This window comes from Nocardia sp. NPDC023852 (genome assembly GCF_040639505.1).
GTDB lineage: Bacteria > Actinomycetota > Actinomycetes > Mycobacteriales > Mycobacteriaceae > Nocardia.
This window is the reverse complement of record NZ_JBFAAB010000012.1, coordinates 41,796-65,536: the sequence shown is the minus strand read 5'-3', so window position 1 is coordinate 65,536 and position 23,741 is coordinate 41,796. Positions and strand designations below refer to the sequence as shown.

At 65.4% G+C, this 23,741-nt stretch carries 24 protein-coding genes and 1 tRNA gene; 3 read left to right on the top strand and 22 right to left on the bottom strand.

Annotated features, from left to right (window positions below):
• Positions 1-253 precede the first annotated feature (253 nt).
• Positions 254-1,102: a helix-turn-helix transcriptional regulator gene (locus AB0H00_RS17895; protein ID WP_357267336.1), complete on the bottom strand. Its 849-nt coding sequence runs from the start codon at positions 1,100-1,102 to the stop codon at positions 254-256.
• 138 nt (positions 1,103-1,240) lie between these two features.
• On the opposite strand from AB0H00_RS17895, the gene AB0H00_RS17890 reads away from it, so the two are divergent.
• The gene (locus AB0H00_RS17890) at positions 1,241-2,020 is read left to right on the top strand and encodes an NAD(P)H-dependent oxidoreductase (protein ID WP_357267333.1); all 780 of its coding nucleotides are present in this window, start codon (positions 1,241-1,243) and stop codon (positions 2,018-2,020) included.
• 804 nt (positions 2,021-2,824) lie between these two features.
• On the opposite strand, the gene AB0H00_RS17885 is transcribed toward AB0H00_RS17890, so the two are convergent.
• From AB0H00_RS17885 to AB0H00_RS17800, 18 genes are all read right to left on the bottom strand, one after another.
• Positions 2,825-4,258, bottom strand: a complete 1,434-nt coding sequence (locus AB0H00_RS17885; RefSeq protein WP_357267330.1) for a HEPN domain-containing protein — start codon at positions 4,256-4,258, stop codon at positions 2,825-2,827.
• Positions 4,259-6,025: 1,767 nt separating this feature from the next.
• Positions 6,026-6,475, bottom strand: coding sequence for a hypothetical protein (locus AB0H00_RS17880; RefSeq protein ID WP_357267327.1), 450 nt, complete (start codon positions 6,473-6,475; stop codon positions 6,026-6,028).
• 202 nt (positions 6,476-6,677) lie between these two features.
• A complete protein-coding gene (locus AB0H00_RS17875) occupies positions 6,678-7,451 on the bottom strand; it encodes a DUF2637 domain-containing protein (RefSeq protein WP_357267324.1) in 774 nt (257 codons plus the stop codon).
• Positions 7,448-7,888 carry a hypothetical protein gene (locus AB0H00_RS17870; RefSeq protein ID WP_357267321.1) on the bottom strand — a complete coding sequence of 147 codons (441 nt, stop codon included), beginning with the start codon at positions 7,886-7,888 and terminating at the stop codon, positions 7,448-7,450. The genes AB0H00_RS17875 and AB0H00_RS17870 overlap by 4 nt, the downstream gene beginning before the upstream one ends.
• Positions 7,885-8,898 (bottom strand): hypothetical protein, encoded by a 1,014-nt coding sequence (locus AB0H00_RS17865; protein WP_357267319.1) that lies wholly within the window; start codon positions 8,896-8,898, stop codon positions 7,885-7,887. Before AB0H00_RS17865 ends, AB0H00_RS17870 begins: the two co-directional genes overlap by 4 nt.
• Positions 8,895-10,607, bottom strand: a complete 1,713-nt coding sequence (locus AB0H00_RS17860) for a hypothetical protein (protein WP_357267316.1) — start codon at positions 10,605-10,607, stop codon at positions 8,895-8,897. Before AB0H00_RS17860 ends, AB0H00_RS17865 begins: the two co-directional genes overlap by 4 nt.
• A gap of 14 nt (positions 10,608-10,621) precedes the next feature.
• The gene (locus tag AB0H00_RS17855; protein ID WP_357267313.1) at positions 10,622-10,864 is read right to left on the bottom strand and encodes a hypothetical protein; all 243 of its coding nucleotides are present in this window, start codon (positions 10,862-10,864) and stop codon (positions 10,622-10,624) included.
• A gap of 38 nt (positions 10,865-10,902) precedes the next feature.
• Positions 10,903-11,415 carry a hypothetical protein gene (locus AB0H00_RS17850; protein ID WP_357267310.1) on the bottom strand — a complete coding sequence of 171 codons (513 nt, stop codon included), beginning with the start codon at positions 11,413-11,415 and terminating at the stop codon, positions 10,903-10,905.
• A 29-nt stretch (positions 11,416-11,444) separates the two neighbouring features.
• Positions 11,445-13,529 (bottom strand): hypothetical protein, encoded by a 2,085-nt coding sequence (locus AB0H00_RS17845; protein WP_357267307.1) that lies wholly within the window; start codon positions 13,527-13,529, stop codon positions 11,445-11,447.
• Between the two features lie 2 nt (positions 13,530-13,531).
• Positions 13,532-14,296, bottom strand: a complete 765-nt coding sequence (locus AB0H00_RS17840) for a hypothetical protein (RefSeq protein ID WP_357267304.1) — start codon at positions 14,294-14,296, stop codon at positions 13,532-13,534.
• Positions 14,293-14,679 (bottom strand): hypothetical protein, encoded by a 387-nt coding sequence (locus AB0H00_RS17835; protein WP_357267301.1) that lies wholly within the window; start codon positions 14,677-14,679, stop codon positions 14,293-14,295. Before AB0H00_RS17835 ends, AB0H00_RS17840 begins: the two co-directional genes overlap by 4 nt.
• Positions 14,676-15,110, bottom strand: a complete 435-nt coding sequence (locus tag AB0H00_RS17830; protein WP_357267298.1) for an RRQRL motif-containing zinc-binding protein — start codon at positions 15,108-15,110, stop codon at positions 14,676-14,678. The genes AB0H00_RS17835 and AB0H00_RS17830 overlap by 4 nt, the downstream gene beginning before the upstream one ends.
• Positions 15,107-15,382 carry a hypothetical protein gene (locus tag AB0H00_RS17825; RefSeq protein ID WP_357267295.1) on the bottom strand — a complete coding sequence of 92 codons (276 nt, stop codon included), beginning with the start codon at positions 15,380-15,382 and terminating at the stop codon, positions 15,107-15,109. Before AB0H00_RS17825 ends, AB0H00_RS17830 begins: the two co-directional genes overlap by 4 nt.
• A 1,031-nt stretch (positions 15,383-16,413) precedes the next feature.
• A complete protein-coding gene (locus AB0H00_RS17820; RefSeq protein ID WP_357267291.1) occupies positions 16,414-17,322 on the bottom strand; it encodes an NAD-dependent epimerase/dehydratase family protein in 909 nt (302 codons plus the stop codon).
• 15 nt (positions 17,323-17,337) lie between these two features.
• On the bottom strand, positions 17,338-18,717 hold the full coding sequence (locus tag AB0H00_RS17815; protein ID WP_357267288.1) for a helix-turn-helix transcriptional regulator: 1,380 nt from the start codon (positions 18,715-18,717) through the stop codon (positions 17,338-17,340).
• A gap of 97 nt (positions 18,718-18,814) precedes the next feature.
• Positions 18,815-19,375, bottom strand: coding sequence for an HD domain-containing protein (locus AB0H00_RS17810; RefSeq protein WP_357267285.1), 561 nt, complete (start codon positions 19,373-19,375; stop codon positions 18,815-18,817).
• A gap of 77 nt (positions 19,376-19,452) precedes the next feature.
• Positions 19,453-20,385, bottom strand: a complete 933-nt coding sequence (locus AB0H00_RS17805; protein WP_357267282.1) for a tyrosine-type recombinase/integrase — start codon at positions 20,383-20,385, stop codon at positions 19,453-19,455.
• 97 nt (positions 20,386-20,482) lie between these two features.
• Positions 20,483-20,556: transfer RNA gene (locus AB0H00_RS17800), tRNA-Ile, on the bottom strand.
• A 115-nt stretch (positions 20,557-20,671) separates the two neighbouring features.
• On the opposite strand from AB0H00_RS17800, the gene AB0H00_RS17795 reads away from it, so the two are divergent.
• Positions 20,672-21,103 carry a nitroreductase/quinone reductase family protein gene (locus AB0H00_RS17795; protein ID WP_357267279.1) on the top strand — a complete coding sequence of 144 codons (432 nt, stop codon included), beginning with the start codon at positions 20,672-20,674 and terminating at the stop codon, positions 21,101-21,103.
• 6 nt (positions 21,104-21,109) lie between these two features.
• Here the strand turns inward: AB0H00_RS17795 and AB0H00_RS17790 are convergent, their stop codons facing one another.
• Entirely contained in the window at positions 21,110-21,271 is a 162-nt protein-coding gene (locus AB0H00_RS17790; RefSeq protein ID WP_357267277.1) for a hypothetical protein, read from the bottom strand.
• A gap of 63 nt (positions 21,272-21,334) precedes the next feature.
• Entirely contained in the window at positions 21,335-22,324 is a 990-nt protein-coding gene (locus AB0H00_RS17785) for a zinc-binding dehydrogenase (protein WP_357267274.1), read from the bottom strand.
• Positions 22,325-22,931: 607 nt separating this feature from the next.
• Here AB0H00_RS17785 and AB0H00_RS17780 point away from each other — a divergent pair.
• Positions 22,932-23,408, top strand: a complete 477-nt coding sequence (locus AB0H00_RS17780) for a hypothetical protein (RefSeq protein ID WP_357267591.1) — start codon at positions 22,932-22,934, stop codon at positions 23,406-23,408.
• A 36-nt stretch (positions 23,409-23,444) separates the two neighbouring features.
• Here the strand turns inward: AB0H00_RS17780 and AB0H00_RS17775 are convergent, their stop codons facing one another.
• Entirely contained in the window at positions 23,445-23,732 is a 288-nt protein-coding gene (locus AB0H00_RS17775; protein WP_357267271.1) for a 2Fe-2S iron-sulfur cluster binding domain-containing protein, read from the bottom strand.
• Positions 23,733-23,741: the final 9 nt, after the last annotated feature.

Below are 23,741 nucleotides of genomic sequence, written 5' to 3'. Positions count from 1 at the left end.
AGACACGATCATGGGGTTCGACTGGTTCATCGACGGTGTCCCCGATGACGGGACCACCCGGATTCAGATTCAGTTGCTGACGCAGGCCGCGGGGTGATGGGAGGTGGCTGCAGCGGGCAGCGGGCAGCGGACTCGTGGCCGTATCGCGCGCAGTGCCGACCCCTACCGCCAGCTGGCTGCCTGCCATGTTCGGTGACCTCGAAGTGGCCTGATCAGCGAGCGCGTTCCCCAGCGGTGGGTGGACGTCGTCGAGTTACTCGCGGACCTGAGCGTTCACTGTGGGATGCGCGCCACCGCTGTCCGCGCCCAGACCCGCGAGCAGGCGCAGCCCGTCCTCGGCGGGGCTGCCTGGGGCCGCAGACAGCACCAGCAGCTCCATGCCTGACTCGTCCGGTAGTGCGAAGTTCTCCTGGTGCAGTTCCAGCAGTCCGACCAGCGGGTGCCGGTACGCCTTGCGTCCATGTGCGCGGGCGCGCACGTCCGCGCGGGCCCAGAGGCGGCGGAAGCGCTCGCTGCCCATCGCCAGCTCGCCGATGAGCGAGGCCAGACAAGGATCCTCGGGGTATTTGCCGGCGGCCAGGCGCAGGTGCCCCACCACGTCGAGAGTGCATTTCTCCCAGTCCGCGTAAAGGCCGCGCTCGGCCTCCTCGAGGAAGATGTGCCGGGCGGTGTTCAAGCCCGGCATCGGCCGGCCGTAGAGGAGCCCGGCGAGGCGGTTGCCGGCGAGCACGTCCAGACGGTGGTCCATGATCAGGGCAGGTGCGTCGGCGACCAGGTCGAGGACGCGCAGCACCTCGGGCCGGACCCGCCCGCCCGGCACCTTCGCGTGGCGGCGGCGCTGCCGGGCGAGCCGGTAGAGGTGCCCGCGTTCGGTCTCGTCGAGGCCGAGGACGCGGGCGAGCGCGTCGAGGACCTGCTCGGAGGGCTGGGTCGCGCGGCCCTGCTCCAGGCGGACGTAGTAGTCGACGCTGACTCCGGACAGGTGCGCGACCTCTTCGCGGCGCAACCCTTCGACCCGGCGGTGCCTGTCGGTGGGGATGCCGACGGCCGCCGGGTCGACCCGGGAACGCCGGGTCCGCAGGAAGCCCGCAAGATCGTCCATGCCCCCAGTATGGCCTCGGTGGTGCCGGTGAAGGTGGTCCTGCCATTACCAGGAAGTCCCGTCCGATGGAAGAGGCGCCCCTGAACGCCGGGCGCCGCGGCACCCAGGATCGAAGGCACCCGATCCGAAGGAGTTCCAATGAAGACGCTGATCGTCTACGCCCACCCGGAGCCGAAGTCGCTCAACAGCTCGCTGAAGGACCTCGCGGTGTCCACATTGGAGACCGCCGGGCACGAGGTACAGGTGAGCGATCTGTACGCCATGAACTGGAAGGCCGTCGTGGACGCCGCGGACTACGGCCCCCACGCCTCGAGTCCACTGAAGGTCGCCCTGGACTCGGGCCGGGCCTTCGACGCCGGGACGCTCACCCCGGACGTCCTCGTCGAGCAGGAGAAGCTGCTGTGGGCCGACACGATCATCTTCCAGTTCCCGCTGTGGTGGTACACGATGCCCGCGATCCTCAAAGGCTGGGTGGACCGGGTGTTCACCTACCACTTCGCGTACGGCGTCGGCGAACATAGCGACACCAGGTACGGCGAGCGCTTCGGCGAAGGCACCCTCGCGGGCAGGAAGGCTCTGCTGTCGGTGACCGCCGGCGGCCCGGAGTCGCATTACGCCGATCGCGGGATCAACGGCCCCATCGACGATCTGCTGTTCCCGATCCACCACGGCATCCTCTACTACCCGGGCATCGAGGTGCTGCCGCCGTTCGTCCTGTACGGCGCCGACCGGATGACCGGTGAGGACTACCCCGACCTCGCCAAGGCCTGGGAGCAGCGCCTGCTCACCCTGGAGTCGACCGAGCCGATCGCGTTCCGGCGGCAGAACTTCGGTGACTACGAGATCCCCTCGCTGCACCTGAAGGAGGGACTGGAGCCCGCGGGCCGCACGGGTTTCGGGCTGCACGTGCGCGGCTGACCGCCCGCCTCATAGCGCGAAGCGACGAGGCTGAAAGACAGGTTCGCTGCGTCATGGTCGACGGAATGTAGCCGACTTCGTCGACGATGATCAGTTTGTAGCGCCGGATTTTCAGCTCGCTATCGATTGGCCCATCTGATGCGCGGCTGCCAGCCGCTTCGACTCCGAGCCCGATCAGCAGCCTACGAGAATCCCGAAAACCTGGATCAACTCATTTCTTGACCCGACAATCTCGGCTGGTCAGATAGCGTTTGTGGGGCGGGCGGGGCTCGAACCCGCGACCAATGGATTATGAGATCAAACACTCCGAACGGTGTCCTGAACAGGCAAGACCCTGATCAGGGCTCAGCATTCGATCAAAATACATTGCTGTCGAGTGGCTCGGTTAACGATCTTGATACGCCCCGGGACGACACAGCTTCAATCCCAGTATCGCGCACCACCGTTTTACCGAGTCAGGCTCGGTCATTGCCGAATCCCGCCGTACAGGATCAAGAGCGCGCGGCGGCGCAGAGCGCCGCCGCCGCGCTTCGACGCGCAACGCGCTCCCTGAACGGCGGTCGCCGCGGCGCGTCGGCACGTCGGCACGTCGGCACGTCGGCGACACTCTGCGCCACAGATGCACTGTGATCCGATCTGGCGGTTTGCGCATGCCACCACCCAGCAGGGCCAACGTGTCGGGTGAGTTACAACGTCAACGCGCCAAAGGATCAGCTACTGACCCGGCTGAGCTGTACCCGCAAGTGATCGACGCTGATGCCAATACCTAATAGTGAGGGCTATGCCACAGAATCGGGTCCAATCCTATTTGGACAGATACTCGTTTCGTTCCATCGAGCGGACCTGAACCGCGGCAGGCAAACCCAATTCGTGCATGAGAATCAGATATAGCAGCTTGCGAGCGCGTTCATACGTGATAAACATGTCCGTGACATCGCCCCCTGCTTTATCGTCGAGGGCATGCGCTATACCATTCCTAATGCGGGTTTGCTTCGAAGCCCACTTTTTTATGTCTGGAATAATGGAGACTACAGCCGCCTTGTCAGGTATTGAAGCGAGTTCTTCAATCCGTTGTTTGTAGGTCGGCTCATTCCTCATCGTCTTTTGGAGGCGCTCTCTATCTTCTGGGTCAACAAGCCCCGATAGTGCAGCATTTCGCAATTGCTCGAAATCGTAGGGTAGCATAGTCAATGCCTCGGGATACAGGAATCGATGCATTGCTTCTAGGGCAACTCCCGCCGTCAAGGCTTGAACCTGAATGAATCTGGGCGGTCCGTAGGTGAGGCTGAATAGAATATCCGTCGCGGGCTTGAGTCTTTGGTAAAGAGATAGCCAGGCCGGGATTAGCATATCAAAGTTCATATCGGCGCAGGTGAAGAGAAATCTCTGTTTTGGAATTATGGGTTTTTCTTCGGGTTGAGGATCCGCGATCCGTGGCGAATGAACCGTGGCTGTGACGGTGCGTTCGATCGTGCGCGCAGCGATGCTGCCATCTTTCTGCACATCAGGCAATTCAACTATTCGCTTTTTCTCCAGTTCGAGAGAGTAGCTCAGGATCGCGCACGCCTCTCCCGATGCCAGCGTTAGGAGATCTCCCATTGCCATTGCGATCTCATTGAACCCATCGTGTGTCAGCGGCACTGAGGAACGTATCTCTAAAGTGGTGGACGTCTTGGCGCTAACATTCATTTCACCTCGTCGTACGTCAAATCCGAATGTGCTCGAATACATCGACGCTCGAATTGTGACGCCATCGACTTCAACAGATAGTGGCTCGGGCATATTGATCTCCGCCCGGCGGATCTTACCGTCTTCGTCGAATGTATGGCTTATATTTCCGAGGCCCAGCCATTGTTGGAGATTTTCGATACGGAGCTTTGCAGCGATGAATATCGCATCGCTGACGCCTTGGAGGTGGACTCCAACTATCGTCCGATAGGAAGAAAGCTGCTGTGCACGAGGGCCGGTGGAAGTCCATGGATAGACTGCATCGCTCTCGCGGCAGTCAAGTAGCGTTATATCGTTACCTTCAGAGTTTCCATGCACAATTGGTAGGCGGAGGCGGTCTCCGGCGTAAGCGTATGAACCTTCGCCTGTCCGCTCCCAGACCATCAACGGGAAACCGCCGAGTAGATCCAGAGTGGCTTCGCCCTCCGCTGAGATCGTCAATGTTCCCGGAAACTGATCGTCGGGAGCATCCGGTTTCCACCATGTTCCCGTGTACTTCTGAAGTGGCATGGGCTCCAATGTCCTGTCATCGCGGATTCGCTTCGCCTGATGGATCGTCGTTTCATTGGCTGCCGTTACCATTAAAAAGCTAGGCGTACTTGGGGATTCAAGTGTGCGGGGAGAACTTGCTCTCGAGGTCACTCCTCCGACGAAGGGTAAGTTCAGGGAGCCCATCCAGCCTCTGGGCGCGGTGGCCGCCGGCCCCGACAGGTGGCGTGGAAGAAGATAGCGTCTGGCACGCCGACAGATGAATCCGTGCGTGCCTGGCAGTGTGGAGCTGAAGGAGTGTTTCCCAGGTGGCTAGCGGGACCAGAACGGGACCACACGATAGGCGCGCAAGCGAACAAACCCCACGTCATTGACTTTCCGCACACCACCAAAACCCGTCCGTGACCAGCGAATTCATCGCCCGGGCCGAACTGGGGGTCAAGTTGTTCCGCCGGGCTGCTCGACGACACTGCTGACGCAACCGCGTACCTCAGCCACATTGGCAACGTGGAAATCGCACTTGTGCCACGGCGGGTCTGGCTTGCCGCCTGCGCCTACGGATCAAAGGGTCGGGGAGACTTGTCAACATTGACGCTCCACCGTCAAAGTTGCCACCCGATAGCTATTCAGAGCTCCGAGAAGTTGCTGCCGGTCTCGCTACACGGCGCTGGGATCGGTCCGCCTGCTTGTGGCCGCAGCAGACCCGCCTGCGGTCACCGATGCACCCTGGCCCTTTTGGGCGGCCTGCCCCCGCGGCGAGCGGATGCTTTTCCGCGGCCTCCGGCCGCGCGATCTCGGGTTGTAGCGATGGCTGGTCTGTGTGCTGTGTGTCCCTCTCGGTGTGGCCTGAGGGCTTTTCGATCACCACGGCGGCGGGCGTCAAGGGTGGCGCAGCCATCGGCGCAGCCGACGCGACGCAGGAGCGCCCTTGATGCCCGGTGCCGTGGTGATAGCCCTCATTCAGGCCACACCGAGAGGGACACACAGCACGCCCCCGCGCAGGCCCGCGCGACCGCCAGGTCGCGGTACCCGCCCCCGATCGCGCCGCGCGCTGCACCACCGAGCAGCTGCACGGGCCAGCGCTCACGCACTTGCCGTCACACGCACTACGCCGCCCGAACAACACGCACAGCCGCGTGCAGTGGACCGCAGCCACCCGCACCTGACGCCACCACCGTCACCGACTCTTACGCAACCACATCGCAAACCCACCGATGCCCACCCAACGCAACCAAAGTCTTTTCTCTCCACCACCCCCCAAACCTCTACTTATCTTTTGATTTCTGATTGATCCCTCCACCCACCCAGTTCCACATCTCATCTTCCGTTCACGTAGTGGGAGATGAGATGTGGAACTGGGTGGGTGGAGGGATTGAGCAGAAATCCCGCCCTTAAGCCCAGTTCAGCGGAGGTTTGGGGGGTGGCGGAGAGACGCGAATAGCTAGCACACACGTGTGCTAGCTATTCGCTATGTTTCTGCTCGGCCTTTCGCGCTTCCGGACATGCTGACCGGCACCAAGATCGACTACCGGCCAGCCGTGAACACGGCGGGAGGCCCTTCCTCGGCCTGAGAGCGTGAGCACTGATGCCGGGTAGTTCAAGGGCGCTTCGCGTCGCCTACGGCGATGGCCTGCGGCCACCCTTGAGCAACCCGCCATCCGCGCTCGTTTTGCCTGCGGAGGAAGGGGCCAGGGGAAAGGTCAGGGAGGACAGGACAGCCGACAGGCTGGAGACACAAAGAAGCCCCCGGCCGAAATCTCGGCCGAGGGCTCCGGGTGGGTGCCGAATTTACTCGGCGGGCGGGAGGTAGGCGCTCAGGTCGTAGACGCGGCCGTAGCCACCGCCCTCGACCGGGCCGACATACAGCAGACCGTCCAGGCGCCCGCCGATCGCGAGCCCACCGGCACGGGCCCGACGCACGCCGGCCGCGATCGCGCGCTGCACGTCACGGTCCAGGGTGATCGCGCGCAGGCCGTCATCGGCGTCGTCGTCACGGGCATCGGTCTCCACGATGAGCTGCGAGTCGATCACCGGATCGCCCGCGCTGGCCACGGTCGGCTTGCGGTTGATCCAGAACAGCGGCTGTCCCTGGCTGTTGTGGCGGTGGCGGCGTACGACCGAGACGATCTCACCGCTCACCCCGTCGCCGGGCTGTACGTCCTTGCCGAACGGGTTACGGGTTCCCTGGCCCATCAGCTCGGCGTTGATCTGGTCCAGGTCGGTCAGTGCGTTCGTCATGTTGCTTGTCCTCCAGAGTTGAGGTGGTGAAAGGGGGATGAAGGGGGCAGGCTCACTGCCTGCCCCGTAAGGGCTCTGCCCGTGTGGCGGTAGAGGCTCGCGGGTCCAGGGTGGCCCGGCAGGGCCATCGCCGGACGGCGACGCTTGCGCCCTTGACGCGGGAGGGACCGCCGCACACCCTCCCGCACCACCAGGCGATCGGTCAGCGAACCAGGCTCAACACCTCCCCCGGATCGTCATCGACGTCGGCGGCGGCGATGATCTGCGCGACACGGGAATGCGACAACCCGACCGCAGTACCGATCCGACGCGTCGACTCCCCCGCCGCCGCGCGGCGCAGGATCTCCGCGTCGCGCTCGGCCAGCGGATCACCGTCCACCGTCTCGACGGTCACTGTCTGCCCGCTGTCCAGCTCCGTCCGGTCGCTGTCCAGTCCCGTCCATCCGGTGTCCAGTCGTGTCGAGTCGGCGTACACCGCCGTCAACTCGGTCTCCGGCTTCGGCTGCGGATTGCGGGGAACCTCAATCAAGGCGGTCAGACCGTGCGTGGCGGCCAGGCCGAACAACGGGGCGGCACCCGCCACGCATGCCGCGATCGTCGCGGGCAGGATTCGTTGCCCGGATTCCGCAGCGTGCAAGCCATTTCCGACCACGCTGATCAGCTCGGCGGCGAACAACTCGCCCCAGAAGAACCAGCGAGTAGCGGCCGGAATCGTGATGGCTTGGCGGGCGCGGCGCTGCAACGAAACCAGAGCGACAGCGGACTGGACAATCGCGCCATCCACAAAAATCGGCCCAGCCCACGCTAGACGCGGCGTAATCCCAGCCATCACACTCAGCTCGGTCAAGGCCGCGAAACTCCATGCGAACGCTCCGGCGCCGATGACGATCGTCATCGCCAGCGCGGTCAGCTCGGCGGCATCCATCCGGCCGGTAGACGGTCGGTGGACAGGCTGTGCAGCGGTTGACGGGTTCATCGGTCGTATCCCTCTCGGTTGCTCGACGCGGCCCACGGGCTCCACGCCGGGGTGTGGATCAGGCGTTCCTGTTCGACGTGCAGGGCGTGCCCGGCGAGCTGGTCCAGGGCGTTGTCCAGGTCGCTGGCAAGCTCCCGGTTACGGTCTTCCAGCTGGGCGGCCTGGTGCTCGGCGGCGTCACGGGCCGCAACGACTGCGGCCAGCTGCTCCTCCAGATCCGCGGCGCGCTGATGCGCTGCGATCAGACGCTTCTCCAGGTCGGTGGTGCTCAGACCGGTCGACGACGGCCGGGCCGCGCTCACCGACGGCGACACCGGTACCGCCGCGGTGCAGACCGGCCGCGCCGGCGACCGCAGAGTCGCCGGCCGAGCGGTCACCTGGTCGATGTCTGGCGCAGCGTGGGCGGGCATCGTCGCCTCGACAGCCGGGACGCTCACCGCTCCACTCCGTCACGCTCGATGTTCGCCATGCTCGCTGCCAGAGCGTTGCCGGGACGGTAGTCCGCCAGCGGCGCCGGCGACTCCGTAGCCGCGTCGGCGCGCTCTTCCAGGCGCGTGACGTAGTGGCAGATCAGCAGACCGTGCTTGTCGAACTCGAAGCCGTTCTCGGCGATGTAGCGGGCCTGCTCCTCACTGCGTCGCTCGATCGGCGACAGCACATCGGCGCGCTGCCGCATGACCGACTCCGCGGCGGCCGGATCCTTGTCCCACCGGGTCGTCGCGTCTTCCAGATACAGCCACTCGTGTGCCCACCGGTCGTCACCGGTGATCCACGGATTTGCGTATTCGCCGTAGGCCAGCTGATCGGCCGGGTCGTACTCCTCCGTCATGCGAACCGCATACGACCATGCATCCATGAAATCGGCGCGCATCTGCTGCTCGGTGTCGGATTCGGTTTCGTGCAGCTCCTCGGCGCGCTCGGCGCGGGTAGGGTCGGTCATCGGTTCGGCTCCCTCTCGATTGGTTGTTGTGGTGGTGTCGGGCCATCGGGCGTGGCCGGTCATGTCGCGTGCCTGCAACTGACTGCGCCACGTCACCGGGTCCATGCCGGGCGGTGCCTCGCCCGGCATGGTCGACTCGTCCGGAGGCGGATACGCGGTGCTGTAGTCGAAATGCGCCCGCAGGTCGTCCAACTCGGCCCAGCGCGACGCCACCGCCGGATCGGTGCCCCATCGCTGCTCGATCGCCTGGGCCTGCTCACGCAGCGGGTCAGCATCGGAGTAGCCGCGGCGGTCCTCGTACTTCTCCCACCGCAGATACGCTCGGCTGTAATCGGCGCGCCACCTCGCCTCCTGCGGGTCCGGGACCCGGCTGCCGTAGTAGGCGGCGACCGCGGCGTCGTACCGGTCGAAACCGTCGTCGTTGACGAACCGGTAGATCAGGCCCTCGACCGTCAGGTCGAACCTGTAGATCGGGCCCTCGACGGTCGGGGCGTCCTCGGTGCTCATCGCTCGGTCCGGTCTCGCTCAGCGCCGCTGCGGGCTACCGCGTCCGCCAGGGTGCGGCCGGGCTGGTGGTCGGCCAGCGCCGACCGTCCGGCCGATGCGGACGCCTTGGCTTGCTCGGCCAGCTGCCGCGCCTCCTGGGGTGGCTCGAATGCGCTGATGAACCCGTTGCGCGTCTCCTCGGGCACGCCGATGCGCTGCATCGTCTCGTTGAGCGCGGCCAGGCGCTGGTCCTGCTTGGTGACCAGCTCGGCCGCTGTTTTGGCGTGCTCGGCCTGACGCTCCGGGCTGCCGTACCGCTCCTGCGCCGGGGTGCGCTCGGCGAGCTTCTGCACGGCCTCGTCTCGCTCGCCGCGCAGCCGGTCACACTGCTGCGACAGTGCGTAAACCTCGCGTCCACGCGACGCCGTCGCCGTGACCATGGCTTTGTGCTCGACGCGCAGCCGGTCACGCTCGGCGGTGAGCGCGGTCAGCTGCCGGACCAGCTGGGAGTTCTGCTCGTCCAGCTGGCTGTTGTGCCCGATCGACAGGTTCAGCCGGGTCTGCAGCGAGTCCACGTTGCCGCGCAGCTGGTCACGCTCGGCAGCGATTCGGCTGTGCTCGATCGCGAGATCGTTGTGCGACGCCGCGGTGTGGGCGTGCTGCTCGCGGGTGGGCTCTTGCTGCTGGGCGTGGGTGAAGCCGTCGCGGGTCTCGGAGTGCCACAGTTCCAGATCGCGGCCGACCGTGACCTGGTTGCCTTCCACGGCGTAGAACGGCTTCGGGTTCCCGTCTTCACGGGCCTTGACCGTCAACGTCGTGCCGGGCCGCCAATCGATCTCGGTGACGCCGTCGTGGGTCCACTGCGCGGCGGCGGCTTCGGTCGGGTGGTAGGTGTACCAGGTCCGATCCTTCTCCCCCGGCCTGCCGACCGTGACCGTCACCTGCGTGCGGGAGTTGGCTTCGGCGTTGTCGAGTTCCCACCGGATCTGCTCGGGAGTCAGGCCCGCCGCGCGGGCCCGCGCGGTCGCGAGGCGCCGCCCCGACCGCACGTCTCGGCACTCGCTGTACTCGCGGGCCACCGCCTGCACATGCCGCAAATCCTGCACCGCGACGCCCTGCCGGATCGCCTGCTCCGGATCGACTGCCCGGACCGCGGCCTCCCGCACGGCCCGCTCACGGTCGTTGGGCAACACCTGCTCGATCGCCGCGCGGCGGCCGGCCACCCAGCGTTCGGACCGGACCGCGGCGTCCCGCGCTTCCACGGCGGCGCGGCCGACCGGCTTGCCGAACAGTTCCGGCCCGTAGAACGGCCGATCCACCGCACCGCAATCGAACCGGTCCATCGCCTGCACGATCTGACCGCGCTGCTCCAACGACAGCCCGGTCCCGGGCAGGTTCGACTCGATGCCGTACCGCATCGCATTCAGCCGGGCATTCTCGGCATCCATATCCAGGCCCGCAGTCCGGCGCATCCGCTGCCGCAATGCGATCGACTCGCGGCGGTAGTCCTCGACTCGCTTGGTGAACCACGCCTCGGTGACGCGCTGCTCCCCGACTCGCATGCGGATCTGCTCGGCCAGCTCGCGCCGCTCGGTGCGGGTCAGCCGCGGCACCCCGGCGTTACGGCCGTGGTCCCGGCGGCGCTGGATGTAGGTGCGGGCGACGTCGATCACCTGACGGAACACCCGGCCGGTGTCGCGGCCGATCTCGTCAATCTCGTTGTTCGACATGGAAAATCACTCCTTCACTGGTTCTCGCCGAAGACCTCGGCGGCGGTGTGGATGGCGTCCTGGGGGTTCTGCGCCCAGGAACGGAACAGGTTGGCGAGATCGGCCGCGACACCGGCGGGGCTGTCCAGCAGCGAACCGTGGTGCCCGAACCGCGCGTGCCCGGCGGAATGCTGGGCTGTCTCGCCGGACCCGAACTCACGCAGCCGATCGGGATCGACCTGGAATGTGTTCGGTTCCGAGATGTTGTTCTGGGACATGGGGTTTCCTTTCACTCGGGGTTACAGAGGGACCGGATCTACTGCGATCCGGGGTCGGTGGAGGTGCGGCGGGCCTCGTAGGCTCCGCGCCGTTCCGCGAGGCGGGTCACACGCTCGCGCAGCCGCGCCCAGTTCTCGACGGCGGTGTCGGTGAGCATCCGCACGGAGTCGACGGGTCCGGGGCGGCCCGCGCAGTGCCACCACGCGAAAGCCGCGAGCGCGAGCACGTACAGGGCCAGCGGGCCGGGCAGCGGCAGCACCGCGACCGCCGTGCCTGCTGCTGCTGTGGTTGCGAGCGCAGGCCCCCAGATACGCAGTCCGTCACGGGTTTTCGTGATCCTGGCGACGTGTGGGGCGACGGTGCGCCCGATCGTGCCGCCGTCCGGAATGATCGGCACCAGCAGTTGGGCGGCCAGCTTCTCGGCGGCGCTGCCCTCCATGTCGGCGGCCAGGCCGTCGAGGACCCGCTGCTCGTGAGCCTGCTCGGCGGCGCTGCGCCCGCCCAGCTCCTCGCCGTGGTCTTCGGGTTCTATCGGGTTCGGGAAAGACATGGTCGTAACTCCTTGCAGTGGATCGGGTTTCAGGCCGGGCGGCGTTTGGTCAGGTCGATCACCGGCGCCAGAGCGGCGGTGTCGTCGGAGGGGTCGGCGGGGTCGGCGAACTCGTTCAGCCCCGGCAGCGGGCGCATGCGCTCGAGTTCGGCGTCATCCAGCGGTGAGACGCGACCCCAGCGGGCACGGCCACCGGCGACCTGCACCACGTCGCCCTTGGCCATGGCGCGCAGCCGGTTCGGCGGCACCAGGAACTGATCAGAGGACTGCACGTTGCCCTCGTCGCCGGTGGCGTTGCCGCCGATCAACTTGCGGGACAGTTCGAACTTGGGGCGGGTGCCGTAGACCTTGGCCAGGGTCTCCGGGTCGGTGGAGCGGCCCAGCAGGCTGCCGCCCGACGCCGCGGCGACTAGAGCCGCCCGGTTGTCGTCGTCGTGGCCCAAGCCCTGCCAGGACTGCGCGATCCACCACGACCCGATGCCGGCCTTCCGTAGGCGCTCGACCCACTTCACCGCGCGGGTCTTGCCATCGGAGACGGCACTGAATTCGTCGACGACCATGAGGCTGGTGCGGCCGTGCTGCTTGTCGGCCAGCTGCTCGAACATCGTTCCCAACGCCCCGAACTGGGCCCGGGCACGATCCGGGGTCTTCACGCCCTCCAGGACGATGTAGACCACGTCGAAGTCGGTCAGTTCCTTGTCACCGTCGAACGCCGCACCCAGCGACCGGTAGAGGTTCGCGAACTCGGCGCGGGCGGAGTTCATGACCGGCTGCTTGCCGTCGATCGTCGAGGCGATCTCCATGTCCACGCCCATCACGCCCGACCACGGAGTCACCCCGGCCTGACCGCCCCACAGCTTCGACAGCTTCTCCACGTCGAACCTGCTGAGGAATTCCAGCCAGTTCCGCGGCGGGTTCTCGCCGATCGGGGTCGGTACGCCGTCGATCAGCTCGACCCGCGCCGGTGCGTCCACGATCAGGTGGATCAGGGTCTCGCGGATCTCATGGAAGTAGCGCTCGGTGTCGGTGGTCGGGGTGGAGCCGCCGGAGATCATCGCCGACAAGATCGAGCGCAGGTCATCGACTGAGGCGTTCCACATGCCCAGCGACACGTCATCGGGGAAGATCCCGATCCGATCAGGCCGGACACCCAACGCGGAGAACCATTTACGCATCCGCGCGGCGACCTTGCGGGACTCCGGGCCGCCGTTGCAGTCGACGACGATCACCAGCGGCCGACCAGGCCGATCGGCACGCCACCACTGCCGATGCCGGGTCCAGGTCGTCACGAACCACGACACCAGCACGCGCAGCATCAGCGTCGTCTTGCCCGAACCGCTGGAAGCCACCGAGGTCATGTGCTCGGCCACATTGATCCACGGCAGGATCAACCGGGTCTCCGTGCGGCCCAGCAACGTTCGCAGCACGCTCTTCGGTGGGGCCTGATCGGTCTCGGTCGACAGACGACCGATCACCAACTCCGGGCTCCACCAACCGCTCGTGAACGGCAACCGCCGGCGCGACAACCGGGCCGCGGCGCGCTGCTCACGCTGTGCTTGGGCCCACAACGCCCGCTCCGTACGAGCCGGGGACTTCAACCCGACGGTGGCGAGCTGCACGCGGCGATTGGTGTGGGCGATAGTCGCGGTCAGCCACGCCAACGGCACCAACACCACAGCCATCCCGAGCAGACCGGCCGTGTACTGGCCGTCCATGAATTGGCGGCTGGCCTCGTTCACCATCCGGCCGGGCTTGAACACATCCCACGCCCACAACGCGGTCACGCCCGGCATCGCCAACACGCTGCCGATCAGCCAGTTCCGCAACCTCGTCGGGCGCCACGCCAGCGCGGTCGCCGGGATCAGGATCATGATCGTCATCACCAGGATTGCGACCACACACGCCGCGATCAGCAGACCACCATCAGCCACACCGTCCAGAGACCAGGAGCCGAAATCGGGCAACCAACCCAGCGGGTCATGGTCCAAGCCGATCGGGGGCATCTTCGGCTCGACATGAATCCCCGTCGCTGGCGTCGGGGTCGGCGTGGCGGCCGGTGTCGGCGCGTACGGCGCGCAATCGGCGGGGGTAATCATCGGAGTGCACTCGGTCATGATCAGACCGCCTTTCCTTCGTTCGGGTCTGTGACCTGGGGGATTTCTTGATCAGCGGCACCGCCCGCGATCACCCGGAGCCCGGGTCGCGACGCGGGCGAGGAGGATTCGGCCTTCTTGGCCAGACGTTCGTCCAGGTCGTCCAGGCGCAACTTCGGCCCGTCCGACAGATCCAGACCCGCCGCAGCAGTCCGGACCACGTTCTTCACACCCTCGCCGCGGCAGTAGTAGGTCAAGCCCGCACAGCCAGCGCGCCGGGCGACATGCAGCGCCTGCGCCACCGACGTACGCGCTGCCGCAGAGCTTTTCGCAGTCAGCTCGACCTCGACCGCCCACAACTCACCAGAACTGGTGATGTAGCGGCCGTCGTGGATGTGCGGACGAGGCTGCCCGGCCTTCACCAGACCGACCTCCGCGCGCAACGACCGCTCGGAAATCCAGCGGTCCAGATCCAGACCGGTCAACGCCAACCGCAGCTGCAGCACGGCAAGGGTGTGAGCGGCCATCTTCGGTGTGGGCACCCAGTAGCGCACCGGCCGACCCAACAGAGCCTCCGCCGCAGACTTCGTCGGGTACACCCACACCGATCCGGGCACCGGACGCACCCGGTTGTCGCTGATCATGTGGGCCTTCTGCCACTTCGCCACAATCCGCGACGCCCGCGACCGGCTCACGCCCAGCATGTACGCCACCAAATCGAGTGGCGCACCGTACATCTCGGCCAAAATAGTCAGCACGAGCATGTCGCGCGGTCCCAGATGCCTCACCGGTCCATCCCCTCTCGTTCGGCACCCCGCGAGAGCGCGTCAGCCAGGGAAGAACCCGGCCTGCAGTTCGCGAGAGCGCTGGTGGATGTGTCCCAAGCCGGACCCGGATCACCGGTCACCTGCTCGATCTCCGCGACCGTCACGTACTGCGGCGCCGCCGGTCGCAACCGTTGGCCCGAACCCAGCCACTGGCCCGGCCTGCGGCCAGGAGTCCGGACCTGCTGCGGCTCCGGGTCATCCACCCAGACCCGCCGACCGGGCTCACCACGACGAAGTGCAGCGGCTGCCAAGTGCGGCAATTCGGTGACCGGAATCAACCGAGACGCCGCGTGAACCTGGGAGTGCCCACGCTGCTGCGGCTGTGGGCTACGGCGGCGGCTCACCGCTCCATCCCTTCCCGGTCGGCGCCCTGAGTGAGCACATCGGCCACGGCATTGCCCGTGCCCGCATAACCCGCCAGAGCGCTGGTGGACGTATTCCAGGCCGGACCCGGATCACCAGTGGCCTGGTCGATCTCGGCGCGGTCGACACCGTGACGTTCCGCCGCACGCAACTGGTGCTCACGGGTCGCCTTCACCAACGCCGCCAACTGGGCCGCAGTCGCAGGCCGCTTCGGAGCCGCTTTGTCCACGTCGAACAGGTACGCCACCAACGGCTCCCGACGACTACCACGCGAGCGGTACAGCTTCCCCGCAATGTCCTGCCCATTCGGACGCAAACCCTCCGCCGCCAACTGGCGACGAGTCCGCAAATGCGCAGGCCCGGCGCGCCATTCGTAAACCGGGATGCCGCCCTGCTGCTCTGGCGCGTTCACCGCGTCACCACCGACACCTGGGAGCCCGGGACGCACGACCCCGGCGGCTCCGCCGGAACCCCGGCATTGACCGGGCGGCAGATGTTCGGCGACGGCACGTAGTCCTGCTGGTCGATCCACGCCGCCGTGCACCCGCCCACCGCGACGAGCAGCAGCAGCCCGAATGCAGCTAGCCGCACCGCCGACGGCAACACGCCCAGCGGCGCGTACACCGCGCCCATACCGGTGAACTCCGAACCGGCCATCGAATGCAACGGGTTATGCGTATTCATCGCCGAACCCCCAAACGACGACCCGAACGCCACAACACGACCGCGCCGAGGAGCATCACCGTGAACCCGACAACCTCCGGCGCCGTCAGCACCAAATAACCGACCGCCACCGAAGCGAGCGCGAAACCGAAAGTGCGAGGAGGCATCACGCCTCACCGCCCTCATGGCGCCGGTTCCGGCAGCGACGGCGACGCGACTGCGCCGACTTCAACGCCAGACGCGTGAAATGCGCTTTTCGAGCGTGCTCAGCGCGAGATGCGCGTTCCTCCGGGCTCAGAAGCCCATCTGGATCCACGAGGCGGTCGAACTTGCTCCACATCGCCGCACGAGCGTTGGCCGTGCGAGCGGCCCTGTCCGTAGTTTTGGCCCAGGATTCGTATGCCGCGATCCGCGCCTGCATTGACCGTTCTGTTGGCGTGCTCATGCCGCACGACCTGGGGCTGCGATGGATCGATCGACTAAGATAGACATGCTTCAGGGGCTCCGATCTCTGAAGTGAGGAAATTGCTGAAGCGGCTGGAACCGCTTTGGTGCTTGGACTCCCCGGTAGCTGGAACTGCCGGGGAGTTTTTCGTTCCTGGGTCCGTCTCAAACCGCTGGAACGGTTCAGACGATCCGATGGAAGCTCTTGGTGTAGACCCCCTTTCGCGTCTGAGAGCTGATTTCTATAGCTATAAGACTGCTTGGCTACGCGGCCCTGCGGTGTGCCAATCTGTCACACAAGGCCACGGTGGCTAGCCACCTCTGAGTCTACTCGAGTAGTGGACGAATGGCTAGCCACCGTGACATGCTGTTATGCATGCCAAGCAAGCATCTGAATCCGGCCCGCGTATACCGTCCCGACGCTGAGCTGTATCAGCGCGCCCAGGCAGCCGTGGCCGAAGTCGGTTCGAACATGAATGCGCACGTCATCGAATTCCTACGCTGGCTCGCTGGCGACACCGATGACCTCCCCGCTCGCCCAGTATCAGCAAGTCCTCACCAGTCACCGAGGCGGAAGAAGTCAGCCGAGTCCGCTGGGTCCGACCGTATTAAGCGGCGCAACTAGCCGACCATGCGTCCCGAACAATCTCATTGATGTCGGAGTATCTTGGCGACCAGTTGATTTCGGTCATCGCCTTCGATGGGTCACTAACCAAGGTGGCGGGCTCAGCAACGGGCGGGCGGTGCTCGAGCAGAACGTGACAACCGGTCACTCGTTCTACGGCCGCCGCCACATCCAAAATGCTATTCCCGCGTCCGCTGCCGATGTTGTACCGCTTTGCCACTCCGACCGCCGGAAAGTGCTCTATACCGGCCACGAAGGCCGCTGCCGCATCGTTTATGTGCAAGTAGTCGCGAACCGCCGTGCCGTCTCCGTTCACTGGCAACGCAGATTGCCGAGCAGCGGCGGCGAGTGCACGCGGCACCAGACGAGTTGGGTCCGGGTCGACTCCACCGGCGACGTTGAGCATTCTGAAAATCACGGCGGACAGTTCGCTACCGCGACATTGCGCCTCAACAGCCAGCTCGGCGGCGAGCTTACTGCTCGCGTACGGATGCGGCGGCGCGTCTGGCAGTTCTTCAGTCATCGGCTGGCGATCAGGTGTTCCATAGATCGAGCCCGTCGACGCGAAAACGATCCTGTGCACGTCAGCAGAAACCATTGCGTCAAGCAGCGCGATCGTTCCGCGGGTGTTCACGCGAAAATACCGAAGCGGCTCAGCGAGTGATTCACGCGCTCGGGTAACTCCGGCAAGATGACAAACCGCGTCGACACCTTCCACCGCACGTCGCAATGCGGCGTCATCGAGTAGGTCCGCGGTCCGAACATCCATGGCGCCGAAAATCGCCGCACCGCGGGTACGAACCATCGCCACCGGCTCATGGCCAGCGGCGCTTAGCGCTGCGACAACTGCACGACCGACGTAGCCGTTTGCTCCGGTAACAAGTACGCGCACACAGCCATCATGTCATCAGGGCAGCAGCAGGTCGCGGTGCTTCCATGTGAGCGCAATGCACGCCGCGGCCGCCGCTGCGAGTGGCTCGTGGTTGAGAGTTCGGCGGACATTGGCCGGCGTCCATCTGATGCCAACCGCCCCCGTCTCGGAGGGGTACAAGTCGCCTTCGGCATTTCGAGAGACCATGCCCGCGAACGCAGCGTCAAAGACATCCGAGTCGATGATCGTCACTGTCAAGATTTCACTGGCTGGCGCCAGAGGATCGATGCCGATTCCAAAGCACCACGCTCGAACCTTGCCGGTTCGACGCCCTTCGGTGAGTGTCCGGAATGGCTCGGCGTCGTAGTCGACAGGTGTCCCGCTGCTACCGTCGTGTTCGGGCGCATCCAGAAGTTCCTCGGAGAACTCGCGGATCATGTTGCGCCACAGGCTCAAGTCTCGAGCAACGTTGGATTGCCCTATGGCTGCTGGCTGAAAGACACCCGCCGGGATGATGTGTGTCAACCCCGCGGCCAGCGTGACCTTTGTCGATCCTCGTCGATGAAGGAAGAAGGTGTCCCCGTCTGGGGCGCGCCGGATCGTCAGCGTGTTGATACTCGGCAGAACAGGCCGGCGGCTGGTATCGAAGAGATCACCAACCCGCTTCCGAAACGGCAAGTCGTCAAGGGTGAGGTTCCCGTCGCGCCGCGATATCCATACCGCAGCGGTTTCGTGTGCAATCACTTCACAGACATCGACCATGTCGAAGTAGGTTGTGAGGCCGAATGCCATGTGGCCGCCGGAATCGTCGAACGACGCATCGAGCAGACGGTAGGACGTGCGGTTCTCGAATAGAGACGGTTGGGCGATTGCACGGATTGCCTGGCTGTAGCGTCCGAACCGTGTGCCATTCGGGCGCAGGGGCCGATAGGGCTCCGATTCGACCTCACCACCATCGAGCAGCGGCCCAGGCGCATCCGGGTTGAAGTCGAGCCGAATGGAATCAAGATCCATGGGCGCAGAGGCCATCCATCCCGGTTGCGTGATACAGGCGGTTCCCTCGATCCGGATGGGATCCCAGTACAGCCGGGCGGCGGCCGCACTCAGCGCGTGGCGATTCCGATTCAGGGTTTGCCGTATAAGCCGCCAGTCGGTGACAGCGTTCTCTCGCTCCTCCTCAGCTTGATCAGGCGCGTCTAGCAACCCGAACGTTTCGGAAGGAAGATCCATCGCCTGAGCAAACTGGCGTAGCTGTTCAACGTCGCGACATGCCCTTGTGCCGTTGAGGTACTTCGATACCAGCGTGCGGTCGACGCCGAGGACACGCGCCATTTCCTGATGGCTGTTCAGACCGTGAGCCCTCATATAAGCCTTGATCACGTCAGCGAGACGTGAGTCGTAAGCAGGCTTCGACATAGCAATCCAGCCTATCCGATTCATCGTTGGGTGGCTATCCACCCAACGGTATCATTCGCAACGGTGGATAGCCACCCGCGAGACGGCGGGATGCATACTACGCGTGGATATCCGAGCTCGTAACCCCATTAGCTTGCAATAGCTTCTCGGTGCGCTCAGCTGCCTCGATCAGTTCAGGTGCCGCTTCGGTCACCGATCTGGAGACGACGTGGTCGGGGCCGTACCGTTCGCAAACCTCGGCAATGCGACTACGTACATCCGTTGTTTCTCCGGTTGGGGTCGTGGTTATATCCGCCCACCACAGAGCATCTCGAATCACGGATTGCTCATCCGGCCAGTCGATCTCGATGTCACGGTTTCGCGCCTCGATACGTGCACACGAGTGGTTGGCGACGAGAGCGCACAGTCGTACAGGAGCACCTTGCCGCTGGAGAAACTCAGCCCCATCGACAGGATGGAACCCCGTACGACGGATCGACGGCGCGTAACCGATGTCGTGCAGCCAAGCTGCGGCGAGCAACAGACTGAAGTCATCCACTATGCCTACGGCCTGTTGGGCGTGCTGGGCTACGCCTTGCACGTGCTGCCACCGCCGGGACATGCCGACGAGGTTGTCATACGCCAGCTGCGAGGCCCAGGTGACAAGGTCATCGGTCATGCAGGCAACCGTAACGTCTCACCGCATGACCCGCCGGCGCCTTGGAGGCTCCGAGTCAAGAGACTGACCGGGCGCTTCTACAGCTTGTCGCCTAGCCGCGCCCGACGGTGTGCCGACTTCGCTCGGCTATCCGCGACCGCCGCCCCGTACCGCGCGAGCATCTGCCGCGAACGCCACCCCGCGAGCATCATCAGGTCCTGTTCCTGGCCGCCGCTGTCGAGCCACGTATGGGCAAAGAAGTGCCGCAGCTGATGCGGATGCAGGCGTTCGATACCCGCAGCGTCACACCGCCGTTCGAGCATCTGCCGGATACCGGAATCGGTCATGACCCCGCGATATCCGAGCCACAGCGCCGGATTTTCGTTCTTCGCGCCGGAATGCCTCGCCCGAACTCGGAGATACCTTCGCAGCGCCGTTCGGGTCTTGTCGCCGAACGGACACGTCCGCGGCCGACCGCCCTTGCCGATCACCATCACGGTGTTCTCGTTGAAGTCGAGCGAGTCCACCTCCAACGGTGCGAGTTCACCGCACCGCATCCCGGTATCGGCGAACAACCGGATGATCGCATTGTCACGCCGGTCGGCGAAGTCAGCGCCTGCGCATTCGGCGAGCAGGGCCTTGATGGCGTCCATGCTCGGCACTGGCACCTTCTGTTCAGGTACCGCCGGCGGACTCATCTTGTCGAACGGATTCGTGTCGACGATCTCCTCCGCTGCAAGGTATTTGAAGAACTGTTGCAGCGACCGGTACTGACCGCGTGCGTACTCCGGCGACAGCGGCTCGCCGGTCCGCCGATTGGGCCGCGTAAGCAGGTCCTCGATGTAGCCGCCGATGTGGGCGCGGGTGATATCGGGTGCCGTGGTCGGCAGCTCGCGCTGTTGAAGGAAGTCGGCGAAGTACCTGATTCGGGTGAGGTAGCCGTCGATGGTCTGCTTGCTCCGGTTCTTGCGGCGCAGCTCCGTCGCGAAGTCTTCCGCAAGCTCTCGGATGTCGTCTAGATCCAGCCCCATGTCCGGATTCTACCGGCAAAATACATTGCTGTCGGAGCGCTGTTCTGGACTAACTCGGCTGTCGAGTTCAGCGTTTCCGCTGTTCAGATAGCATTTGTGGGGCGGGCGGGGCTCGAACCCGCGACCAATGGATTATGAGTCCACGGCTCTAACCGACTGAGCTACCGCCCCTCGCCGCGAGAATCCGCGAGCATGGGGGATGCTACCGGGTCGAGCGGGGTATGAACCAGTCGGATGGTCAGTGGCTCAGGGTACGATCGGTTCGGAACCTTACTGGAGGTCAGATATGGCCGGTCTGTTCAGGAACGTGCTGAAGGCGCATCAGTGGGTGTATGAGCACAGCGGCGGGCTGGTGGGGCATCGGCTGCTCTTGGGGAATCCGACGTTGCTGCTGCGGATGGTGGGCCGCAAGACGGGTAAAGAGCGGACCGCGGCGCTGACGTACGGGCGCGACGGCGAGGATTATCTGGTGACAGCTTCCAACGGTGGCTCGCCGCGGCCGCCGGCGTGGTTGGCGAACCTGAAGGCGAAGCCGGAGTGCGAGATTCAGGTCGGGCGGCGGAAACTGACGGTGCTGGCGCGGCCGACGCTGCCGGATGATCCGGACTACGCTCGGCGGTGGGCGATCGTCGACAAGGTGAACAGGGGCCGCTACAGCGCCTATCAGAAGCTGACCAAGCGGCCCATCGCGGTCGTAGTGCTTACCCCGGTCGGCTGAGCGGGCTCAGCTGTCGCGGTAATCGTCTCGCCAGTCGTCCTCGTGGTCCTCGGCGTCACGTCCACCCCAGGGCTCGATATCTTTCGGCGGCCTGCTGGCGAACTGCACCACAGCTACGACGATGCCGAGAACCACGATGACGGCACCGACGACGATCAGAGTTTCCACGCAGGCACCCTAGCGCCGTCGCCGACACCACGCACTACAACAATTCTCCAGTTACGGGCTAGTTCACACTGTTAACAAAGTGCGTCCTAAGGCCGCCCGGGATTCGATGAGGGCGTGCGCCCGATCGGCCTGGTCGAGCGGAAAGGTCTGACCGATGACGACCTCCAGGCGACCTTCGGCGACCTCGGCCTGTGCGCGCTCGGTGACCGCATGCCAGTCGGTGTCGGCGCTGGTGATGTCGAACAGCCCGTACACGGTGATGCCGCGCGCCGTGGCCGCCGCGCGATCCAGTGCGGCGAATTCGCCTGCGGCGGCGCCGTATCCGAGGAACCGGCCATCGTCCGCAACAGCCGCGAGCGCGGCCTCGCCCAGTGTGCCGCCCGCACCGTCGAAGACGACCTGCACTCCCCCGCTGGCGGCGTGCGCCTTCGCCGACCAGTCGGGTTCCGAGTAGTCGACTACCGCATTCGCCCCCAGTCGTGCCGCCAGCTCGAGCTTCGCGGCGCCGCGGGCGGCGGCGACCACGTTCGCGCCGGCCGCACGGGCGAGCTGGATCAGCAATGTGCCGAGCCCGCCCCCGGCGGCGGTGATCAGCACCCACTCCCCTGGTTGCACGGCGGCGCGGTCGAACACCGCCAGCGCGGTCCTGCCGTCGTGCGCTAGCGCGACAGCTTGCGGCATGCTCAGCCCATCAGGCACGGTGACCAGCGTATTTGCCTTGGCCAGCGCCTTTTCGGCGTACCCACCGATCGGCATTCCGCCGCCGATCCCACTGGCCGCGGTCGGGGTGGACACTCGCTTCCCCACCCAGGCCGGATCCACATCCGGGCCGACTGCCGCGACTACGCCCGCGATCGCACCGCCTGGCACGTATGGCGGCTGGATCGTGAAGAAGTCGGTGCCCCAGCCGCCGCGCAGCCGGGTATCCAAGAACATCACGTCGGCGGCCGCCACGTCGACCACCACCTCACCTGGTCCGGCCACCGGCTCCGGCATCTCGTGCACCGCGAGCACTTCCGGTCCACCGAACTCACTGGCCTGTACAGCCCGCATGACATAACCTCCATCGTTCCTCGCCGCATCGGACACCGACCAGCATGGAACCTGAAGCATGGTTGAGGTCAAGTCGTGCGACGGCGGTCAGGAACCTCCACCGCAGCCGCTACTACTTCCGCCACCACAACTGCTACTGCTTCCCCCGCCGCAACTACTGCTACTTCCGCCACCACAACTGCCGCCACTCCCCCCGCCGCAACTGCTGCCGCCCCCGCAGCTGCCGCCGTGATGATGATGGCCGCCCCCGTCACCCGGATTCCAGCCCCCGCCACAGCCATCCGACCGACTCGGGTCGTAGCCGCCCCCGAGACCGACTCCACCAGCCGCCCAGAACGGGTCCGAACTGCTGGGCGCCCCACCGTAATACCCTTCGCCGCGATGTCCCGGGCGCCATGGCCCGTACGGTGGTGGAAGGTAGCGGTTGCGTTGCGCGCGGAGCACAACGAACACCACGAGGGCAGGTACGGCCCCGAGCAACACCACCACCAACAACACGAGGAAGACAAGAATGATGGTGGCGCTCATATCAAGACGGTAGCCGCAGAGATGCGCATGCGTACAGTGAACTGTGGCGTTATTCCGCTTCCGTAAGTCCACGGTCGACCTGACGACGGTGCGCACCATCGTCGACGCGCTGGAACTTCCCGAGGCCGTGTACAAGACCTGCCCGTGGCAGCCGCGTGAGCTGGTAGAGAACGGCCTGCGGCAGTGGCTGCGCTGCTGCGGCGCCGCGATGCGCGATGACCAGGTGATCGGCATGCCTTCGCACGCAGTGGACGAGGCTTGGCACGGATTCATCCTATGCACGCAGCGCTACGCCCAGTTCTGCGCGGCAGCCTATGGCCGCTTCCTGCACCACTTCCCGGAAGGCACTGGGCCGCCCGGTAATTCGCACGGCACGATGGCGGAACAGCTCGGCCGCACCGTGGTCGCATGGTCGCTGGTGGCCACACGGGACGAGGAGTGTGTGCTGTGGGACCTGGACCGCAGGGTCGGCGTCGACCAGCCGTGGGGCATCGATGCCGGGCGGGTCGAAGCCGTCGAGGCCGAAATCGCCCGGACGGCTGAGAACCTCATGTGAGCGTCACCCGCCTTCTCCTTGCCGACCGGGTCGGGCTCACAAGTCGAGCACGAGTCGCCCACCATCGGCACGGGATACGCAGACGAGCATCTCGCCCGCCTCGTGTTCCGCGGCGGCGAGCACGCCGTCCCGGTGGTCGGGTTCACCCGACGGCACCCGGACCTTGCATGTGCGGCAGAAACCCTGCCGGAACCAGTACGGCTGGTCGGGCCGGGCCGACACGAGGGTGTCGAGCGCGGAGCGGTCCACGGCGACCTCGACCACCGGTCCGGGAGAGGCGAATTCGATCCGCGCGCCTTCCTGCACGGCTGCAGCAAGGATCATACATATGTA

Bases quoted from the DNA above. Each gene is read 5' to 3' on its own strand.
- AB0H00_RS17860 (WP_357267316.1), bottom strand. From the start codon at position 10,607: ATGTCGAACAACGAGATTGACGAGATCGGCCGCGACACCGGCCGGGTG.
- AB0H00_RS17875 (WP_357267324.1), bottom strand. From the start codon at position 7,451: ATGAACCCGTCAACCGCTGCACAGCCTGTCCACCGACCGTCTACCGGC.
- AB0H00_RS17825 (WP_357267295.1), bottom strand. From the start codon at position 15,382: ATGAATACGCATAACCCGTTGCATTCGATGGCCGGTTCGGAGTTCACC.
- AB0H00_RS17785 (WP_357267274.1), bottom strand. From the start codon at position 22,324: ATGCGGGCTGTACAGGCCAGTGAGTTCGGTGGACCGGAAGTGCTCGCG.
- AB0H00_RS17890 (WP_357267333.1), top strand. From the start codon at position 1,241: ATGAAGACGCTGATCGTCTACGCCCACCCGGAGCCGAAGTCGCTCAAC.
- AB0H00_RS17810 (WP_357267285.1), bottom strand. From the start codon at position 19,375: ATGACCGATGACCTTGTCACCTGGGCCTCGCAGCTGGCGTATGACAAC.
- AB0H00_RS17855 (WP_357267313.1), bottom strand. From the start codon at position 10,864: ATGTCCCAGAACAACATCTCGGAACCGAACACATTCCAGGTCGATCCC.
- AB0H00_RS17850 (WP_357267310.1), bottom strand. From the start codon at position 11,415: ATGTCTTTCCCGAACCCGATAGAACCCGAAGACCACGGCGAGGAGCTG.
- AB0H00_RS17805 (WP_357267282.1), bottom strand. From the start codon at position 20,385: ATGGGGCTGGATCTAGACGACATCCGAGAGCTTGCGGAAGACTTCGCG.
- AB0H00_RS17885 (WP_357267330.1), bottom strand. From the start codon at position 4,258: ATGCCACTTCAGAAGTACACGGGAACATGGTGGAAACCGGATGCTCCC.
- AB0H00_RS17845 (WP_357267307.1), bottom strand. From the start codon at position 13,529: ATGACCGAGTGCACTCCGATGATTACCCCCGCCGATTGCGCGCCGTAC.
- AB0H00_RS17815 (WP_357267288.1), bottom strand. From the start codon at position 18,717: ATGTCGAAGCCTGCTTACGACTCACGTCTCGCTGACGTGATCAAGGCT.
- AB0H00_RS17795 (WP_357267279.1), top strand. From the start codon at position 20,672: ATGGCCGGTCTGTTCAGGAACGTGCTGAAGGCGCATCAGTGGGTGTAT.
- AB0H00_RS17895 (WP_357267336.1), bottom strand. From the start codon at position 1,102: ATGGACGATCTTGCGGGCTTCCTGCGGACCCGGCGTTCCCGGGTCGAC.
- AB0H00_RS17775 (WP_357267271.1), bottom strand. From the start codon at position 23,732: ATGATCCTTGCTGCAGCCGTGCAGGAAGGCGCGCGGATCGAATTCGCC.
- AB0H00_RS17865 (WP_357267319.1), bottom strand. From the start codon at position 8,898: ATGAGCACCGAGGACGCCCCGACCGTCGAGGGCCCGATCTACAGGTTC.
- AB0H00_RS17880 (WP_357267327.1), bottom strand. From the start codon at position 6,475: ATGACGAACGCACTGACCGACCTGGACCAGATCAACGCCGAGCTGATG.